Consider the following 16,358-nt stretch of genomic DNA (forward strand, 5'->3'; position numbering starts at 1 on the left):
GAATATATTTACATATGAATCGAGCCTTTCCCCTTAAATCAGAGGTATTCTAAGAATGTCCCGTACTATCATGCTTGTACCGATCAGCGCTGGAGTAGGCCTTACTAGTGTTAGCTTAGGTGTTATCCGTACAATGGAGCGTAAAGGTGTTAATGTTGCGTTCTTCAAACCTATTGCCCAACCACGCCACGGTGGCAACCAACCCGATCTAACTTCAACCATTATCAATACAAACAGTGATATTCAAACATCACCATCTATTCTTATGCATGAAGCCGAATCTCTTATCGGTAATGAAAAGATGGATGAGTTGCTAGAAACCATTGTCGGTCGTTACAATGAATTGAGCAACGCAGAAGTTATTCTGATTGAGGGATTGGTCCCTACCCGTAAGCATCCATTTGCGAACCAAGTCAACCAAGAAGTTGCCAAGACATTAGGTGCAGAAATTGTCTTCGTTGCTACACCGGGCACTTATAATACAGCGCAACTAAGAGAACGTATCGAGTTAGCCGTTTCTAACTTCGGTGGCACGAAAAATAAGAGCATCTCCGGCGTTATTATTAACAAACTTAACGCACCAGTTGATGATGCAGGCAGAACACGTCCCGATCTTTCAGAGATTTTTGATGAAGCAGACGCGGCGAAACAAGCCAACATCAAAACAATGGAAATCATTAATGCAAGTCCAATTCGTGTTTTAGGCTGTGTGCCTTGGAGCATTGATCTTATCGCGACTCGCGCTATTGATATGGCCAAGCACTTAGACGCTGAAGTGATACACGAAGGCGACATGTATAATCGCCGTATTAAGAGTATTACCTTCTGTGCACGTTCGCTACCACACATGGTTGAACACTTTAAACCTGGCTCATTGTTAGTGACGTCAGCTGACCGTCCAGACGTGATTGTAGCAGCGGCTTTGGCAGCAATGAACGGCGTTGAAATTGGTGCTATTCTTCTTACTGGTGGGTATGACTTACCAAAAGAAATAACTAAAGTATGTAAACGTGCTTTTGAAACCGGGCTACCTATTTTTAAAGCGCAAGGTAATACATGGCAAACATCACTTAACTTACAAAGCTTTAGCTTGGAAGTCCCTGCTGATGATAAAGATCGTATCGAATTTGTAAATGATCATGTTGCCAGACACATTGATGGGCCTTGGATTGATTCTTTATCAGAAGGTACGCAAGGCATTCGCCGTCTAAGTCCACCAGCTTTCCGTTATCAATTAACAGAATTCGCACGCCGTGCAGCCAAACGTATTGTATTGCCTGAAGGTGATGAGCCTCGTACAGTAAAAGCAGCAGCGATTTGTGCTGAACGTGGAATCGCAACATGTGTTCTTTTAGGTAATCCTGAAGAAATTCGCCACGTCGCCGCACAACAAGGTGTTGAGCTTGGTGCTGGTGTTGAAATTATAGATTCAGCAGCCGTTCGCGAAAAGTATGTTGCTCGTCTTGTTGAGCTACGCTCGAAAAAAGGCATGACCGAAGTGGTTGCTCGTGAAAAGCTGGAAGATTCTGTCTTCCTTGGCACAATGATGCTTGAAGCGAATGAAGTTGATGGTTTGGTTTCTGGCGCGGTTCACACCACAGCTAACACGATTGTTCCTCCATTCCAGATAATCAAAACAGCGCCAGGCGCGTCTATCGTATCATCAGTATTCTTCATGCTACTGCCTGACCAAGTATTAGTATACGGTGATTGTGCAATCAACCCAGATCCAACCGCAGAACAACTTGCAGAAATCGCCATCCAATCTGCAGATTCTGCTATCGCCTTTGGTATTGATGCTCGTGTAGCCATGATCTCATACTCTACTGGTGAATCTGGTAAAGGTGCAGATGTAGACAAAGTACGTGAAGCAACCAAACTGGCTCAAGAGAAACGTCCTGATCTTATTATTGATGGCCCACTTCAATACGATGCAGCGATCATGGAAAACGTAGCGGCGTCTAAAGCACCAAACTCTCCTGTTGCAGGTAAAGCGACCGTGTTTGTATTCCCTGACTTGAATACGGGTAACACAACCTATAAAGCAGTACAACGTTCTGCTGACTTGGTTTCTATTGGTCCAATGCTTCAAGGTATGCGTAAGCCTGTTAACGATTTGTCTCGTGGCGCGTTAGTAGATGATATTGTTTATACTGTAGCCCTAACGGCAATTCAGGCAGAACAAGCCGCACAAATTGAAGTAGCTAAATAAGGTAACTGTATTGTTTATAATGCTAGTTATAGTAAAAACTAGTGAGATAAAACAACTCAAGTAAAATAGAAAAAACCCCGATATATACTATCGGGGTTTTTATTTGTAGTATTTTATTATTAAATATTTTGTTTAATAAGCATACAATAAATCTATACCATTAAGCCTGAATACCGACAATTAACCAAGGTGCGTTGTCTATTGTCAAATCACGCTCAAGATGCCAAACGTCATTGATATCTTCTTCAATCCCTTCCACTGCATCACGATAGCGACCATTAAACTGCAAGCTTAACTGAGCGGTAGAACCGTCATAATCTGCACGAACAATTTCTGCGTCAACGTACATTACATCGGTGTGCTGTTCACCTTGCAATTGAGCTCGTTCTGCTTTCAGATCTTGATATAAACTCGCTGAAACATACTCTTCTATAGTGTTTAATTCGTTATGGTTCCATGCACCTTGCAAAATTCTATAATGTTCACGAGCACCATTTATAAGGGCTGCTTGATCAAAACCAGGCGCGAAGTTGTGTGGAACATCCGCTTTACCTGCAGAGCCAAACCCGGTAGACGATTGAGCTTGCTCAGAAGCCTGAAACTTCATTGATGAATCACTATTTTGTTGATAACCAGTTTGCTGATGGCTCTGCCTTTGATAATCAGAATTTTGGTGACCAGCCGTTGAATAAGCCTGCTGATTCATTCCACCTGCTTTTGCTGCCAGTATTCCGCGCAAAAACTTGAAACCAAAATAAGCAATCAAACCTATAATGAGAATATCCATGAATTGAATACCGTCAAATGCTCCGCCAAAAAACGCCGCGAGTAATCCACCAGCAAGTAGGCCACCCATTAAACCACCGAGTAACCCACGCTTGCTACCTGTTGATGCTTGCGATGGATCTTTCTTCAATGAATTGGTATTTTGCTGAGCCTGCTTAGGCGCAGGCGCTGTTTTAAAGCTTTTACCAAAAGATTTTCCTCCGCCGAAACGTTTTGCATCAGCCGTAGGAGAGGTGGTTACGGTAAACATAATAAGTGCAACCATAGCTAAAATACTTCTCATTTTGTTCTTCAATTTTATTCAACCTTATTTTTATTTTTGACTAGACCCAAGCAACTTTAAAATGTAAGTAGGGAAACACGTTTAAGCATAGGGTTAACTGTCCGTATTTTGGCATCATATATGTAAATTTCGAATAATTGAATCTTTTGTATCACTCTGAGTGTTGCTAAATATTACAGGGAAAAATACCTAATAAATTCCTAAGCATAAAATCTTGACCTTTTATACATGACACATAAAATAATGAACTTTGTTCATTATTGATCAGGTTATTACGACAACCAATTAACCTGCTCAACATAAATAAATCGGCACATGGAAGTATGGCACGAAGAAATGATCACACTCGAGAAGAGCTTATTAATCTAACGCTGAATAAAGCAAAAGAATTTCTAGCCAATCAACCTCATCATAAGTTAAGCCTAAGAAAATTAGCCAATGCAATCGATTATGTACCCAGTACGTTGGTCAATGTATTTGGTAGCTATAATTTATTGCTATTACAAGTTGTCGCTCAAACTGTCGATGAACTGCAAGCCGAAGCGGCTAAAACACTCGAAACATCAGCAAACCCACAAGATGCCTTATATAATTTAGCCTACTGTTATCACGATTTTGCTCAGCATAACCCATATCGTTGGCGTCTTATCTTCCAACACTCGATGAATGGTGAAGACTTACCTGACTGGCAATCTCAACGTATTCATAACATGACCAGTATGTTGGAACATTTGGTTGCAATTATATCTCCAGAAAAATCCACTGAAGAAGTGGTAGAATCTAGCCGAGTACTTTGGGCTGGCGTTCATGGTATAACTCAACTTAGCGTAGATGATATGTTTTTCACCTCTGAACCTATCAACGGTAAAGCACTTATTACCAACCTATTAGCACACTATTTAAAATAGTCGACTATTCAAGTAATGAATTAAAATAAGGTCTAGTATGGCAGCAGAAAAAACGTCACGTTTGTTTAAAAACTCACTATTGACGCAGCAACGTTTTTTACCTTATTTCATTACCCAATTCTTGGGTGCCTTTAACGACAATGTATTCAAGAACACCTTATTAATTTTAGTCGCTTTTGCGGGCGTTGATGCATTAGCGATTTCACCAAATTTATTTATTAATCTAGCCGCGGGGCTTTTTATCTTGCCGTTTTTCTTATTTTCAGCAACCGCAGGAGAATTAGCGGATAAATATGATAAAGACTGGTTTATACGTAAGGTAAAATTACTCGAAATAGTCATTATGCTATGCGCCGCAGTCGGATTTGTTACCCAAAGCTACTTAGCATTACTAATGCTGTTATTTTTAATGGGAACTCAATCAGCCTTCTTTGGTCCCGTTAAATACTCTCTCTTACCTCAACATCTCAAAAGTGACGAACTTTTATCTGGCAATGCTTTAGTTGAAACCGGTACGTTTCTGGCTATTTTGTTGGGGACAGTGATTGCAGGTGTTATAACCTCGTTCGACCATGCCATTTATATCGCTTCATTGTGCGTCGTATTATTTTCAATCCTCGGATACCTCGCGAGCCGTTTTATTCCATCAACGCCGGCAGTTAATCCTACTAGCTCTATTAGTTGGCAACCGATAAAACAGACCCGAACGACATTGCGCATTGCTAAACAAGATAAAATCATTTACAAATCGATTCTAGCAATAAGTTGGTTTTGGTTTTTAGGAGCAAGTTACCTCACTCAATTTGCCACTTTTACTCAACAATATTTAAATGGTAGTGAAGCAGCCGTTTCGTTCTTGCTGGCATTATTTTCGGTTGGCATAGCGCTTGGTTCTCAACTATGCGACAAACTATCTAACCATCGTATTGAATATGGAATTGTCCCATTAGCTAGCATCGGTATCAGTTTATTTGGATATCTACTGGCCTTTTCTGTTCCTGATAATCTACCGCCATTAACTCAGTTTTCTGACTTTGTTAATTATACTGCGCTGTGGCCGACCTTTATTTATCTATTACTGCTTGGCGTATGTGGCGGACTATTCATTGTCCCACTTTACACCATAATGCAAGTTAGAGCTCAAAAGGCACAACGTTCACAAGTTATTGCCGCTAATAATATTTATAACGCGGTCTTCATGGTGGCAAGTGCGATAATGGGCATTATCTTGCTTGGCTTAATAGAACTCTCTATTCCAATTTTTTTCTTGATATTATCTTTATTAAATTTGCTGGTTGCTCTGTTTCTATTTATACAAGTCCCCATCTATGTTGTCCGATTTCTAGTACGGTTATTCGCACATTTAATTTACCGCGTAAAACAGGTCAATTTACATCATCTACCGAAAAAAGGTGGCGCACTGTTAGTCTGCAATCATGTAAGCTATATGGACGCTTTATTACTGAGTGCAGTAAGTCCACGATTAATTCATTTTGTTATGGAACAAGACTACGCAAACTTTAAGCCCATAAAGGGATTTTTAGCTAAAGCGGGGGTCATCCCCATTTCATCAAACGATACTCGATCGATAGTAAAAGCGTTCAAAAGCGTGGAACAAGCGCTTGCAGAGGGTAAAATTGTTTGTATTTTTCCTGAAGGGAAGTTAACCCCAAATGGTGAAATACAACCTTTTATGCGTGGCGTCGAGCTTATTCTCAATCGTTCAGCTGTTCCGGTCATTCCATTGGCATTAAAAGGCATGTGGGGCAGTTATTTCAGCCGTTACAAAGGTCGAGCTTGTAGAGGGTTTCCACGTAGATTTCGAGCCAAGATAGAAATTGAAGCGGGTTTGGCTATTTCACCAAAACAAGCAAGCGCCCATTATATTCATCAACAAGTGCAACAGCTAAGAGGCAATAATCAATGAGTAAAAACAACCTAGTATTTTTTATTGTTGCCGCAACATGTCTAACACCTTGGATTTCGTCGCCTACCGCGTTGGTTATGGGATTTGCCTTATCCAGCTTAGGTTTTGTTCCTCAAACATTACCTATTGGCAAAATAACCAAAAAACTCCTCGCTTATTCTATTGTGGGTCTGGGGTTCGGTATTCATTTTCAAGAAGCATTAGCAGTGACAGGGCAAGGCATTGGGATGATCATTGTCTCTATCTTTGGCACGTTGACCATTGGTACCTTGATAGCCAAAAAAGCAGGATTAAATAGAGAGGGCGCCTACTTAATTTCGGCTGGTACGTCTATATGTGGCGGTAGTGCAATTGCTGCAGTTTCTCCCGCAATAAAAGCCTCAGACGAACAAACAGGGCTGGCATTGGCTGTGGTATTTGTTCTTAATTCAATCGCCTTATTTATTTTTCCATTGATCGGCCATGCACTCGATTTAGATCAACATACCTTTGGCACATGGGCAGCAATCGCCATTCATGATACATCATCTGTAGTTGGGGCAGCATCTGCTTATGGGGAAGAGGCGTTAAAAACAGCGACAACACTTAAACTGGCACGAGCATTATGGATTGTTCCAGTGGCTTTTATTAGTGCCTTACTGTTCAACAATGGTGAAAATAAAGTCAGAGTGCCATTCTTTATTGTATTTTATTGTGCGGCAATATTAATTAGCGATTATCTGCCTCAATTCGACAACATTTATGACTCTATTTTTGTGATAGCCAAACAGACTTTAGTGGTTTGCTTGTTTTTAATTGGTTCAAGTATTTCTTTAGATAAATTAAAAGCGGCAGGCGCTAAACCATTACTTTTCGGTGTGTTTTTGTGGGTTGCAATCTCAACTCTGTCGCTTGCTTGGTTGACTCTTGCGTAAATAAAGATAATAAACAACCAATAAAAATGCGCTCAACTCTGCCAAGGATTTAATAACACCTTGAGTGAACAACGCAAGCGTAATCAATAATATTGCACAAATGATGCTTAAAAACTTCATGTAATCGCCCTTTAATAACTGCTGGGCATATTATTAGGCTTTCTTATACGAAAATAAATTCATTTTTGGACTAAGAAATAACCAATTGTTTGGTTAAATTTTGGCTTAATTGACTAGCCAATTAAGCTAACTAACCAAAGTATAATTGGTAATATTCTCACTAAACCATTGTTTTATTTTTGCTCGAGGGATTTTAATCGCAGAGGATTGACTAATAAATTCTGGCATTAAAACATAGTCTATCGGCCATTTGAATTTATCCAGATGTTTCGCAATAACCTGTTCATATTCACTTTTATGGAGCAATCTATCGCATTGCACAACCGCAACAGGTCGTGCACCATAAACACTGTCTTTTACTGCAACAACCATTACATTCCTTACCTGTGGATGGAACGATAACGCTTTTTCAATTTCCTCACAGTGGATATTTTCTCCTCCTGAGATAAATTGATTGTCGGCACGGCCAAGGATACAGATTTCATCTCCATGCCACTCGCCAAGATCTTTACTATCAAACCAACCATCCTCGGTTAAAGGCGTAATGAAACCATGAGAAAAATAACCTGATGCTAATGTTTCACCGCTAATAAAGATTCGCTTGTCATCAATTTTAATGTTGCGTTTAGGCAATAAAAAACCGACCCCTACTCGACCGTCAACCGGTTTAGCCATTACTGTCGAAGCGGCTTCGGTCATACCATAGCCTAACCACGTATCAATTCCCCGTTGGTTTGCTGCTTGCGCAAGAGTAATGGGTATATGACTGCCTCCCAGTAACACTCTTGTCAAACAAAGTGGTCGTCCATCATATAATAAGCGTTTCAATTGAGTAGTAACAAGAGAGGCATGAGTAACCTGTTGTAAATCTTGATAGAGATCAGCTCCCTCACCAATTTTAAGACAAGCTCCAGTAACCAGCCAACGCCAAACAATCGCTAAACCAGAAACATGGTACATAGGGAGACTCAATAACCAAGTATGTTGTTTATTGAATTTGAATCGCTCCAGTAAGCCTTGCGCCGAAGCAATATGTTGTTGTTTTGTATGCGCTACCGCTTTGGCCGATCCCGTTGTCCCAGAAGTAAAAATAATGCTAGTAAGATCTTGTTCTGACACATCAGGGCATGGAGTCTGTGGGGAGCCCGTATTCCAATCAATGGAGATATGCAACGGACGATAATTCGGATCCGATGCTACTTTTGCTAATGAAGTATCACATTTAGCCAATGATGTATCACACAGTTTGTCGCCATCGGTCATATCAAAACCGCTAGAGTGGACCCAATAGTGACAATCACCAAGAACTTGTAACTTCTTCTGTAATTGATTTGCGGTCGTTGGCGCAATAAATGCACCGATCGCACCAATTCGGCAACAGGCCAAATAGATTAGCAGTAACTCTGGGTTATTTTTAGAAATAAGCGCAACAACCTCACCTCTAACAACCCCTTGTTCCAATAGAGATTGACTCAACCTGTCAACGACTGAGCCGATCTCTAGCCAAGTAAAAGCCTTACCAGCATACCTCAATGCCGTCTCTGACGGAGTGCGTTGTCGCCAACATTCCAAACCACATTCTGTGGTTGAAAGTTGAGACTTAGCCGAAAGTAAATCGTTGCTCATGAGTTAATCTATCATGTCTGTTCGTATGCCAATGTTCGGCTAAATACACTCGCTACTTTGCCAAACAACAGGTTGGTCGCATAACTTAACTAAAGGTAAAGTACAATTTGGCCATTCGACTTCAAGCTGACAACCAAACAATTTAATGGTATCTAAACCCGGTACTGTGTCAGGTGTTTGCCAATGAGAAAAGCGAGCTAACTGAGTTAAACCTAGGCTTGATTCAATACCCGAACTAATCACGGCGGTTATACCCAATCGCTTAGCCTCTTTAACCAACTCGATGCAGCGATATACAGAACCAATTAAGGTTGGCTTAATAATTAGCACCTTCGCTCCAGTCAAGGCATTCAGTTCAAAATCCGCGGTCTTTATTGCATCTTGTAAGGTTTCATCCCAAGCAATCGCAATACCAGTATTAATGGCAAAGGTAAAGCTGTTGCCGGGTTCGAAACAAGGCTCTTCAACATATTCAATTCTATGTCGAAATGAAGGTTTAATATAAGAAGAGAACTTCTCGGCTTTCTCCAGTGACCATGCTCTGTTGGCATCCAGTCTTAGTTTGAGATCGGGTATCGACTCCAAAAACAGATTAACTAACATACCATCACGGATAGGCTCGTAAATGCCTACTTTAATTTTGGCTACCTTTTTTTCTGTCGGTAAGTTTTCTAAAATTGGCAACAGTAAATCAGGGTCACCAGTACACAAGGGAGCTGCATCATAATTGCCAGCTAACGGTAATTCAGCACGTAATTCAAGCTCGGCGAAAGATAAACCACTCGCCACAGAAGGATAAAGGTCATCGAATGGAAATTCTTCACCACTCACCCACTGTTCTAATTGAACTTGTGCTTGTTGCCCTGCTTGTTCTGTTGTTTCTCGGCTAAAGCCAACCAAAGGTGCTATTTCGCCATAGCCACTTTTACCCTGCTCAGTTAATTCAACTATCCAACCAACTCTTTCGGTTAATTTGTTCTCTCGAAGTATCACTCCGCTGTCCATAGGAAGTTGGTATTTGTATAGCTTTGCTTGACGCATAGTAATCTCAATAAAGTAATGTTGAATATCTAATGTTTAACAATATGAAAACCTACAACCGCTCAGGTTTTATGATTAAACTGAGCGTTGATAATGTGCATCATGGTTAAGGTTTACTTAATTGCGAACCTTATATTTATGGGTTCTGAGGCTTTTAATTTCAAGGTAACGTACTTCAAGGCTAAGGATTTCTAGGGAATTTAGAGAAATCTGGACGTCGTTTCTCGTTAAATGAGTTACGTCCTTCTTGCCCTTCTTCCGTCATATAAAACATCATAGTGGCATTACCAGCGAGCTCTTGCAGGCCAGCTTGACCATCGCAATCAGCGTTTAAAGCGGCTTTCAAACAACGCAACGCCATTGGGCTATGTTGTAACACTTCACGACACCAACGAACGGTTTCTTTTTCCAATTCGTCTACCTTAACAACGGTATTCACTAATCCCATGTCTAATGCTTCTTGTGCGTCATAGAAGCGACATAAAAACCAAATTTCACGCGCTTTTTTCTGACCAACGATACGAGCCATATACGAAGCACCCCAACCACCATCAAATGAGCCAACTTTTGGCCCAGTTTGACCAAATTGGGCATTTTCAGCAGCAATGGTTAAATCGCACATCATGTGTAATACGTGCCCGCCTCCAACAGCATACCCAGCTACCGCCGCAATAACCGGTTTAGGACAGGTTCTAATCTGACGTTGAAAATCTAAGACATTTAAATGGTGTGTTCCATTGTCATCACGATAGCCACCATAATCGCCACGAATTTTCTGATCACCACCAGAACAAAAAGCATCTTCGCCTAGTCCGGTAAGAATAATGACACCAACCTGCTCATCATAGCGAGCATCAGCTAGGGCTTTGATCATTTCATTCACAGTTTGCGGACGAAACGCATTGCGAACTTGTGGGCGAGCAATGGTGATTTTCGCGATACCATCTATCGATTTGTGATAGTGAATATCTTCGTATCCATCACTGCAATCTACCCATGATACTGGAGCGTAAAGTTCTTGTTCGGTCATTCCAACTGTTCTTGCCATGTTTTGATCCAATCATTGTATTATTAACTAAAAGCGTAACGAACATTGCTCAAGTTTTGCTTTAATTAGCTGAGCAAGTTTATCAGGCCTCTCTTTATGGACATTATGCCCAGCGCCTTCTATCGCGGTAAAACTCAATTCACTTTGCTTGGCTAAACTGAAAAATTTCTCATCTTTTTCTCCACATATGTAGTGAATAAAGCCAGTATTTGTCGCAAGTTGATCTAATAAAAAAGGTTGTTTTGCTAACGACGTCGCCATTAGCATTTCTGCAATCGCACTTCCTTGATTATGCGCTCTCTTATCAATCAATTCATCTGTTTGCTGTTTATTTAGCGATGCAAACACAGATTGCTGATACCAATCGGTTAAAACCTGTTCTATTGGTTGTTGTCGAAATCGGCATGCCCAATTTGTATCATTGGCCAATCGCTGCTGTTTTTCTTTTTGGTCAGTTAAGCCAAAATGGCCGCCTTCAATAAAACAGGCACTTATATTTAAATCTCGTAAAAAACCATGAACTAAAGCAAACATAACCAATCGAGCACCAAGAGAATAACCCACTAGCACAATCGGTCGTTCAGGTTGGTCATGTAACGCTCGCTCGACAGACATAATAGCTTGACGAATAAGTTGACCACAATGCGCAAAATCAATCGGCTTAACGACTTTACTTTGCCCATGACCGGGTAAATCAACCGTGAAACAAGTGTAGTTTGTTAGGCAATCAATCAATTCTTGCCAATCGGTACCATCGCCCAATAAACCATGTACAAAAACTAATATCGGCTTTTGTTCTTGCTCTGTTCGAGCCGCGTATTGCTTAACAAAAAGCATGAATTTTTTGTACCAAACGTTGAATATCTTGCGATGCTTGTCCAGCAGGAGTCAGCAGTTCGATAACCAATGCGCCTGATCCCGACTGTAAATGTGCAACAGAAGCATCCATTAATTGCTGTAAGCTATCGGGTTTAAGGTATTTCAAGTTAAACTGCCTGGCTGCATGTTCAAATTGATAACCATGAGGCATTTGATAGAGTGCTTGTTTTTTATCTGTCGGCACGGGTAATAAATCGAAAATAGCCCCACCGTCATTGTTTGTCACAAGGATAACTGTCGGAACGGCTGAATGGTGGTACAACGCCAGAGAATTGAGATCATAAAGTAAAGAAATGTCCCCCAACAAAAGCAACATCGCTTCATTATTAATTCGTTGTACGCCCGCCGCTGTAGCGACTAATCCATCAATACCAGACGCCCCACGATTAGAATAAGTTCGGTTACCTTTCAGCGCAGAGACCATATCAATTAACCTAACAATTAAACTGTTGCCAATAAACAAGTCGGTTTTATTGGCGATAGTCTCAAGTAATGCTGCCAAGTTGATCTCTGACAATTTGAGTTCAGAATTACTCTGAGATGGAAAAATCTCTTTATCCCATAACAAACTTTTCACTCTAGAGGCATACTGCTTTAGCTCATCGGCCCAACATTGGTGAGTACTAGATTGCGATGCAAGGTGAGCAAGTTGGTTATTAACCCACTCGACAATATTAGCGTGAATATGCGTTTGAGGCAGGCTATTGGGATTAAGTCGCTGTTGTTGATTAGACACTAACGTATAATTGGCTTTGTTACTCGAAACTTGTTGGTGAATAAACCCATTTAGAGATTTAGAGACTAACCTTGCGCCAAACTGCAAGATAAAGTCGCATGAAGCCAATCGCACGGCAACGCGCTGATTTCTTAGCCACAAGTCATAATGTTGCCATTCACTCGATACGCCTGATTGTGGATCACACAATATAGGCCACCGCAAAGCTTTTCCTAACGCCAACGCCTTCTCTGCTTCCGCAAGGTCAACACTACCAATAATAATCAAACCTTTATGCGCCGCTAAAAATGTAGCGTCATCATGAACAAATGAGCGGTTGTTGACCTGTTTAGTGTACGGTTGACTATCTGTTAGCCAAGCTTGCACACCCCGTAAGTACCGATAGAAAACCGCCGTTTTTTTACTATCAGTTAAATCATCGTATTTATTTATGGCAGTGTGCTGATTTGCTTTGTTGCCATCATTACAATCAGATAGCAGATAGAGCGGCTCGGCAAACGGACAATTGATGTGTACTGGACCACCCGCAAGGCGTTGTTGAAACAACAGGTTGTCTGTCGATGACAACAGCCATTCAGCGGATATCGCTTCACTAGGAACAGGCAAATTCAAACTGCTAGTAACGTGCTCGGAATAAATACCGATCTGACTTATTGCTTGATTCGCACCACAATCTATTAATTCTGGAGGCCTATCTGCGGTTAACACCACTAGCTTTTCACCGGTCAGCTTAGCCTCTGCGATAGCAGGCAATAAATTCGCCACCGCTGTTCCTGAGGTGACAATAATAGCAACGGGTAACAAACTCGCTTTGGCTAGTCCCAGAGCAAGAAAACCTAAGCCACGTTCATCAAAGTGAGTATGCAGAATTAAATTTTCTTGTTCATCCGCTTCTAATGTCAATGGTGTTGAACGAGAGCCCGGAGCAACACAAACATGCTGAACGCCCAACCGAGTTAACTCTTCTAAAATCAATTTAGACCAGAGGCGATTAAGTCGGGCTTGATTCTGCTCATTATGCTGGTCAAGTTGACTCATGAAATGACTCCCAATACACTATTTTCCTCTAGTAAACTCAGTAACGTCGCCATTTTCTTGTCTAATTCATTCCATTCTACGTCCGCTTGCGAACCTTCTACAATTCCTGCTCCAGCATAAAGATGTAGCTCATTTTCTGCCACAAATGCACTTCTTATCGCCACACAAAACTCAGCTTTTTGATGACTTATATACCCCATAGACCCGCTATACCAGCCACGCGAAAACGGTTCGTGGTCATGAATGTAACGAATAGCGGCTTCTCTTGGTAAACCTGCGACGGCTGCTGTCGGCTGAAGGGCAGATAGTAGTTGCACACCATTGATACCTTGTTTAAGGTGAGCTTGAATATTGCGTTTTAGATGTTGTACCTTACGCAATTGCACCAATCTTGCGTCCGTTTGAACATCAATACTGTGGGAATATGGCGATAACCTATCAATGATATCATCCACGACATATTGGTTTTCAGTGAGATTTTTTCTATCGTTGGTTAGCCAGTTTGCCAACTCGGAATCTTTTTGTTGATTGTTGCCACGACCAATGGTGCCGGCCAATGCTTCTGTTTCGAGTTCTTGACCATTGCGGCTGTACAATCTCTCAGGAGTAGAGCCAATAAAAGCTTGCGATTCATCCAACGCAAATAAAAAATGGAAACTGTGTTTATTTTCAATCCAACTCGACTTCAACAATTGAGCGGCAGATACCGCTGAATCTAGCTCCACTGTTGTCTTTCTAGCTAACACTACTTTTTTAAACTGATTTTGTCTGATTTTCATCAATACATCATCTATCTGGCTATACCATTTATGTTCGTTCGGGCAATGATCTACCGACTCAACTTGGCACTCAATAACTGGCAATGGTGAGGCATGCACCGATAGCCTTTGCAATGCGTTAATGATTGCTGCTTTACTATCGGCAAGATTGACGCACAGCGACCACTGGTTATCGAATCTGACCAGTTCTATTTGCGGCAAAAAAAAGTAAGCCGAAAGCCCCTTACTATTTTTTTCAGTTGGCCTCGGCAGGCTCTCCGTTGGGTTAGCGGCTGATTGCAAGGAACTGGCGAAGGATTTCCCTCCCCAAATGCGCTGATTTTCACCCAAAATAGTATAGGCCGGCGCCGGTTCGGAAAAAGTATGAACTTTACCAAGTGCCACAACCTCTTCACGTAAATCACGCGACTGCCAATAAAATTTTGGAAAATGCGGTTGCGCCTCAAGCCAATCAATACACGCCACATTAGGCCCGCTCGTTAAAGGCTGAGCAATTCGAATGTCTTGCTCTTTCGTAGTAGCAACTTGACTAATTAGTTCATCGATAGCTTGACTAAAATGGGACAAATCCACCTCGAAATGTTTAATACACAGAGTTCATATTATGCACCGCACTCTATTTGCTGACTAGCGGCAAATCAAGTTAGATGATCAGTTTTGAGTGAGTCATTAGCTCAAACACCTCTAAAGGGGTAACATCTGTTTAATTTATAACAGATTTTTATTCTAAAAATTTCAAAAGTGGTGTACTTTAATAAAATAAAATCAGAAAGATAGGGAATAGAGCAATGTATAATATCGGGATGTCATCGAAACTCGATAGTGTCTGCTATGACATTAGAGGTCCAATACTCAAACATGCTAAACGCATGGAAGAAGAAGGCAATAATATTCTAAAACTGAATATTGGTAATCCCGCCCCTTTTGGATTTGATGCCCCGGATGAAATTCTTGTCGATGTTATACGTAATTTACCCACCTCTCAGGGGTACACCGACTCAAAAGGTATCTATTCAGCCCGTAAAGCCGTCGTGCAACATTACCAACGACGAGGCATTCGTAGCTTGGATGTCGAAGATGTCTACATTGGTAATGGCGTTTCAGAACTGATTGTAATGGCGCTGCAAGCGTTGCTTAACAACGGCGACGAACTGCTAGTTCCTGCACCAGACTATCCATTGTGGACAGCCGGTGTTTCCTTGTCTGGCGGCACGCCAGTACATTATATATGTGATGAAAGTTCAGACTGGTATCCTGATCTTGATGATATTAAAAGTAAGATAAGCAAAAAAACCCGAGCCATTGTTCTGATTAATCCAAATAATCCAACTGGTGCGGTTTATAGTCGAGATTTTTTATTAGAAGTCATTGAAATTGCGCGACAAAATAACCTAATTATCTTTGCTGACGAAATCTATGACAAAGTACTGTACGACGGAGCAACTCACACAACTATGGCTAGCTTAGCCGAAGATGTATTAATGGTTACATTCAACGGGTTATCTAAGGCGTATCGTGTATGTGGATTCCGCAGTGGTTGGATGTTCCTCACTGGCCCTAAACATCTGGCCAAAAGCTATATAGATGGTTTAGATATGTTGGCTTCTATGCGTCTATGTGCCAACGTACCAATGCAACACGCCATTCAAACCGCATTGGGTGGTTATCAAAGTATTAACGAGCTGATTCTACCCGGTGGACGCTTACTAGAGCAACGCGATAGAGCTTATGAGCTTATTACTCAAATCCCAGGCATTTCATGTGTTAAACCAAAAGGAGCGATGTACTTGTTCCCCAAAATCGACACTAAGATGTATAACATCAAAGATGATCAGCAGATGGTGCTCGATTTCTTAATTCAAGAGAAAGTATTGCTGGTTCAAGGAACGGGATTTAATTGGCCTAAACCCGATCACTTTAGAATTGTAACCTTGCCGCATGTAGAAGATTTGGAAACTGCAATTGGTCGATTTGAACGATTTATTTCAACTTATAGCCAATAAAGTCACTCAAATAGCGACTTCTATGACTTATAATGATTGAAAAAATTCTCTATGATAA

Annotated in this window: 12 protein-coding genes; 5 read left to right on the forward strand and 7 right to left on the reverse strand. The window is 41.2% G+C overall.

Annotated features, from left to right (window positions below; genetic code table 11):
• The first annotated feature begins 55 nt into the window (after positions 1 to 55).
• Positions 56 to 2,212 carry a phosphate acetyltransferase gene (gene pta / locus R3X26_RS06140; protein ID WP_317716340.1) on the forward strand — a complete coding sequence of 719 codons (2,157 nt, stop codon included), beginning with the start codon at positions 56 to 58 and terminating at the stop codon, positions 2,210 to 2,212.
• Between the two features lie 160 nt (positions 2,213 to 2,372).
• On the opposite strand, the gene R3X26_RS06145 is transcribed toward pta, so the two are convergent.
• Positions 2,373 to 3,281, reverse strand: a complete 909-nt coding sequence (locus tag R3X26_RS06145; RefSeq protein ID WP_317716341.1) for a Tim44 domain-containing protein — start codon at positions 3,279 to 3,281, stop codon at positions 2,373 to 2,375.
• A 323-nt stretch (positions 3,282 to 3,604) separates the two neighbouring features.
• Between R3X26_RS06145 and R3X26_RS06150 the strand changes: the two genes are divergently transcribed.
• From R3X26_RS06150 to R3X26_RS06160, 3 genes are read left to right on the forward strand one after another with little or no spacing between them, the layout of a single operon-like run.
• Positions 3,605 to 4,189, forward strand: a complete 585-nt coding sequence (locus R3X26_RS06150; protein ID WP_317716342.1) for a TetR-like C-terminal domain-containing protein — start codon at positions 3,605 to 3,607, stop codon at positions 4,187 to 4,189.
• Positions 4,190 to 4,226: 37 nt separating this feature from the next.
• Positions 4,227 to 6,116 carry an MFS transporter gene (locus R3X26_RS06155; RefSeq protein WP_317716343.1) on the forward strand — a complete coding sequence of 630 codons (1,890 nt, stop codon included), beginning with the start codon at positions 4,227 to 4,229 and terminating at the stop codon, positions 6,114 to 6,116.
• Entirely contained in the window at positions 6,113 to 7,030 is a 918-nt protein-coding gene (locus R3X26_RS06160; RefSeq protein ID WP_317716344.1) for a YeiH family protein, read from the forward strand. Before R3X26_RS06155 ends, R3X26_RS06160 begins: the two co-directional genes overlap by 4 nt.
• A 246-nt stretch (positions 7,031 to 7,276) precedes the next feature.
• Here the strand turns inward: R3X26_RS06160 and menE are convergent, their stop codons facing one another.
• The 6 genes from menE to R3X26_RS06190 form a co-directional block, all read right to left on the reverse strand.
• The gene (gene menE / locus R3X26_RS06165) at positions 7,277 to 8,776 is read right to left on the reverse strand and encodes an o-succinylbenzoate--CoA ligase (protein ID WP_317716345.1); all 1,500 of its coding nucleotides are present in this window, start codon (positions 8,774 to 8,776) and stop codon (positions 7,277 to 7,279) included.
• 39 nt (positions 8,777 to 8,815) lie between these two features.
• Complete coding sequence (gene menC, locus R3X26_RS06170; protein WP_317716346.1) at positions 8,816 to 9,817, reverse strand: o-succinylbenzoate synthase; 1,002 nt, start codon at positions 9,815 to 9,817, stop codon at positions 8,816 to 8,818.
• Positions 9,818 to 9,998: 181 nt separating this feature from the next.
• Complete coding sequence (gene menB, locus R3X26_RS06175; protein ID WP_317716347.1) at positions 9,999 to 10,865, reverse strand: 1,4-dihydroxy-2-naphthoyl-CoA synthase; 867 nt, start codon at positions 10,863 to 10,865, stop codon at positions 9,999 to 10,001.
• Positions 10,866 to 10,892: 27 nt separating this feature from the next.
• Positions 10,893 to 11,702 (reverse strand): 2-succinyl-6-hydroxy-2,4-cyclohexadiene-1-carboxylate synthase, encoded by an 810-nt coding sequence (gene menH / locus R3X26_RS06180; protein WP_317716348.1) that lies wholly within the window; start codon positions 11,700 to 11,702, stop codon positions 10,893 to 10,895.
• On the reverse strand, positions 11,689 to 13,518 hold the full coding sequence (gene menD, locus R3X26_RS06185; protein ID WP_317716349.1) for a 2-succinyl-5-enolpyruvyl-6-hydroxy-3-cyclohexene-1-carboxylic-acid synthase: 1,830 nt from the start codon (positions 13,516 to 13,518) through the stop codon (positions 11,689 to 11,691). Before menD ends, menH begins: the two co-directional genes overlap by 14 nt.
• The gene (locus tag R3X26_RS06190) at positions 13,515 to 14,864 is read right to left on the reverse strand and encodes an isochorismate synthase (protein WP_317716350.1); all 1,350 of its coding nucleotides are present in this window, start codon (positions 14,862 to 14,864) and stop codon (positions 13,515 to 13,517) included. Before R3X26_RS06190 ends, menD begins: the two co-directional genes overlap by 4 nt.
• A 221-nt stretch (positions 14,865 to 15,085) precedes the next feature.
• Between R3X26_RS06190 and R3X26_RS06195 the strand changes: the two genes are divergently transcribed.
• Complete coding sequence (locus R3X26_RS06195) at positions 15,086 to 16,300, forward strand: pyridoxal phosphate-dependent aminotransferase (RefSeq protein ID WP_317716351.1); 1,215 nt, start codon at positions 15,086 to 15,088, stop codon at positions 16,298 to 16,300.
• The last annotated feature ends 58 nt before the right edge of the window (positions 16,301 to 16,358 follow it).

The organism is Vibrio sp. TH_r3 (genome assembly GCF_033101115.1).
In the GTDB taxonomy this organism is placed as follows: domain Bacteria; phylum Pseudomonadota; class Gammaproteobacteria; order Enterobacterales; family Vibrionaceae; genus Vibrio.

What these genes read in the sequence shown, in the direction of transcription:
- pta (WP_317716340.1), top strand. Translation starts at nt 56, where the DNA reads ATGTCCCGTACTATCATGCTTGTACCGATCAGCGCTGGAGTAGGCCTT.
- R3X26_RS06145 (WP_317716341.1), bottom strand. Translation starts at nt 3,281, where the DNA reads ATGAGAAGTATTTTAGCTATGGTTGCACTTATTATGTTTACCGTAACC.
- R3X26_RS06150 (WP_317716342.1), top strand. Translation starts at nt 3,605, where the DNA reads ATGGCACGAAGAAATGATCACACTCGAGAAGAGCTTATTAATCTAACG.
- R3X26_RS06155 (WP_317716343.1), top strand. Translation starts at nt 4,227, where the DNA reads ATGGCAGCAGAAAAAACGTCACGTTTGTTTAAAAACTCACTATTGACG.
- R3X26_RS06160 (WP_317716344.1), top strand. Translation starts at nt 6,113, where the DNA reads ATGAGTAAAAACAACCTAGTATTTTTTATTGTTGCCGCAACATGTCTA.
- menE (WP_317716345.1), bottom strand. Translation starts at nt 8,776, where the DNA reads ATGAGCAACGATTTACTTTCGGCTAAGTCTCAACTTTCAACCACAGAA.
- menC (WP_317716346.1), bottom strand. Translation starts at nt 9,817, where the DNA reads ATGCGTCAAGCAAAGCTATACAAATACCAACTTCCTATGGACAGCGGA.
- menB (WP_317716347.1), bottom strand. Translation starts at nt 10,865, where the DNA reads ATGGCAAGAACAGTTGGAATGACCGAACAAGAACTTTACGCTCCAGTA.
- menH (WP_317716348.1), bottom strand. Translation starts at nt 11,702, where the DNA reads ATGCTTTTTGTTAAGCAATACGCGGCTCGAACAGAGCAAGAACAAAAG.
- menD (WP_317716349.1), bottom strand. Translation starts at nt 13,518, where the DNA reads ATGAGTCAACTTGACCAGCATAATGAGCAGAATCAAGCCCGACTTAAT.
- R3X26_RS06195 (WP_317716351.1), top strand. Translation starts at nt 15,086, where the DNA reads ATGTATAATATCGGGATGTCATCGAAACTCGATAGTGTCTGCTATGAC.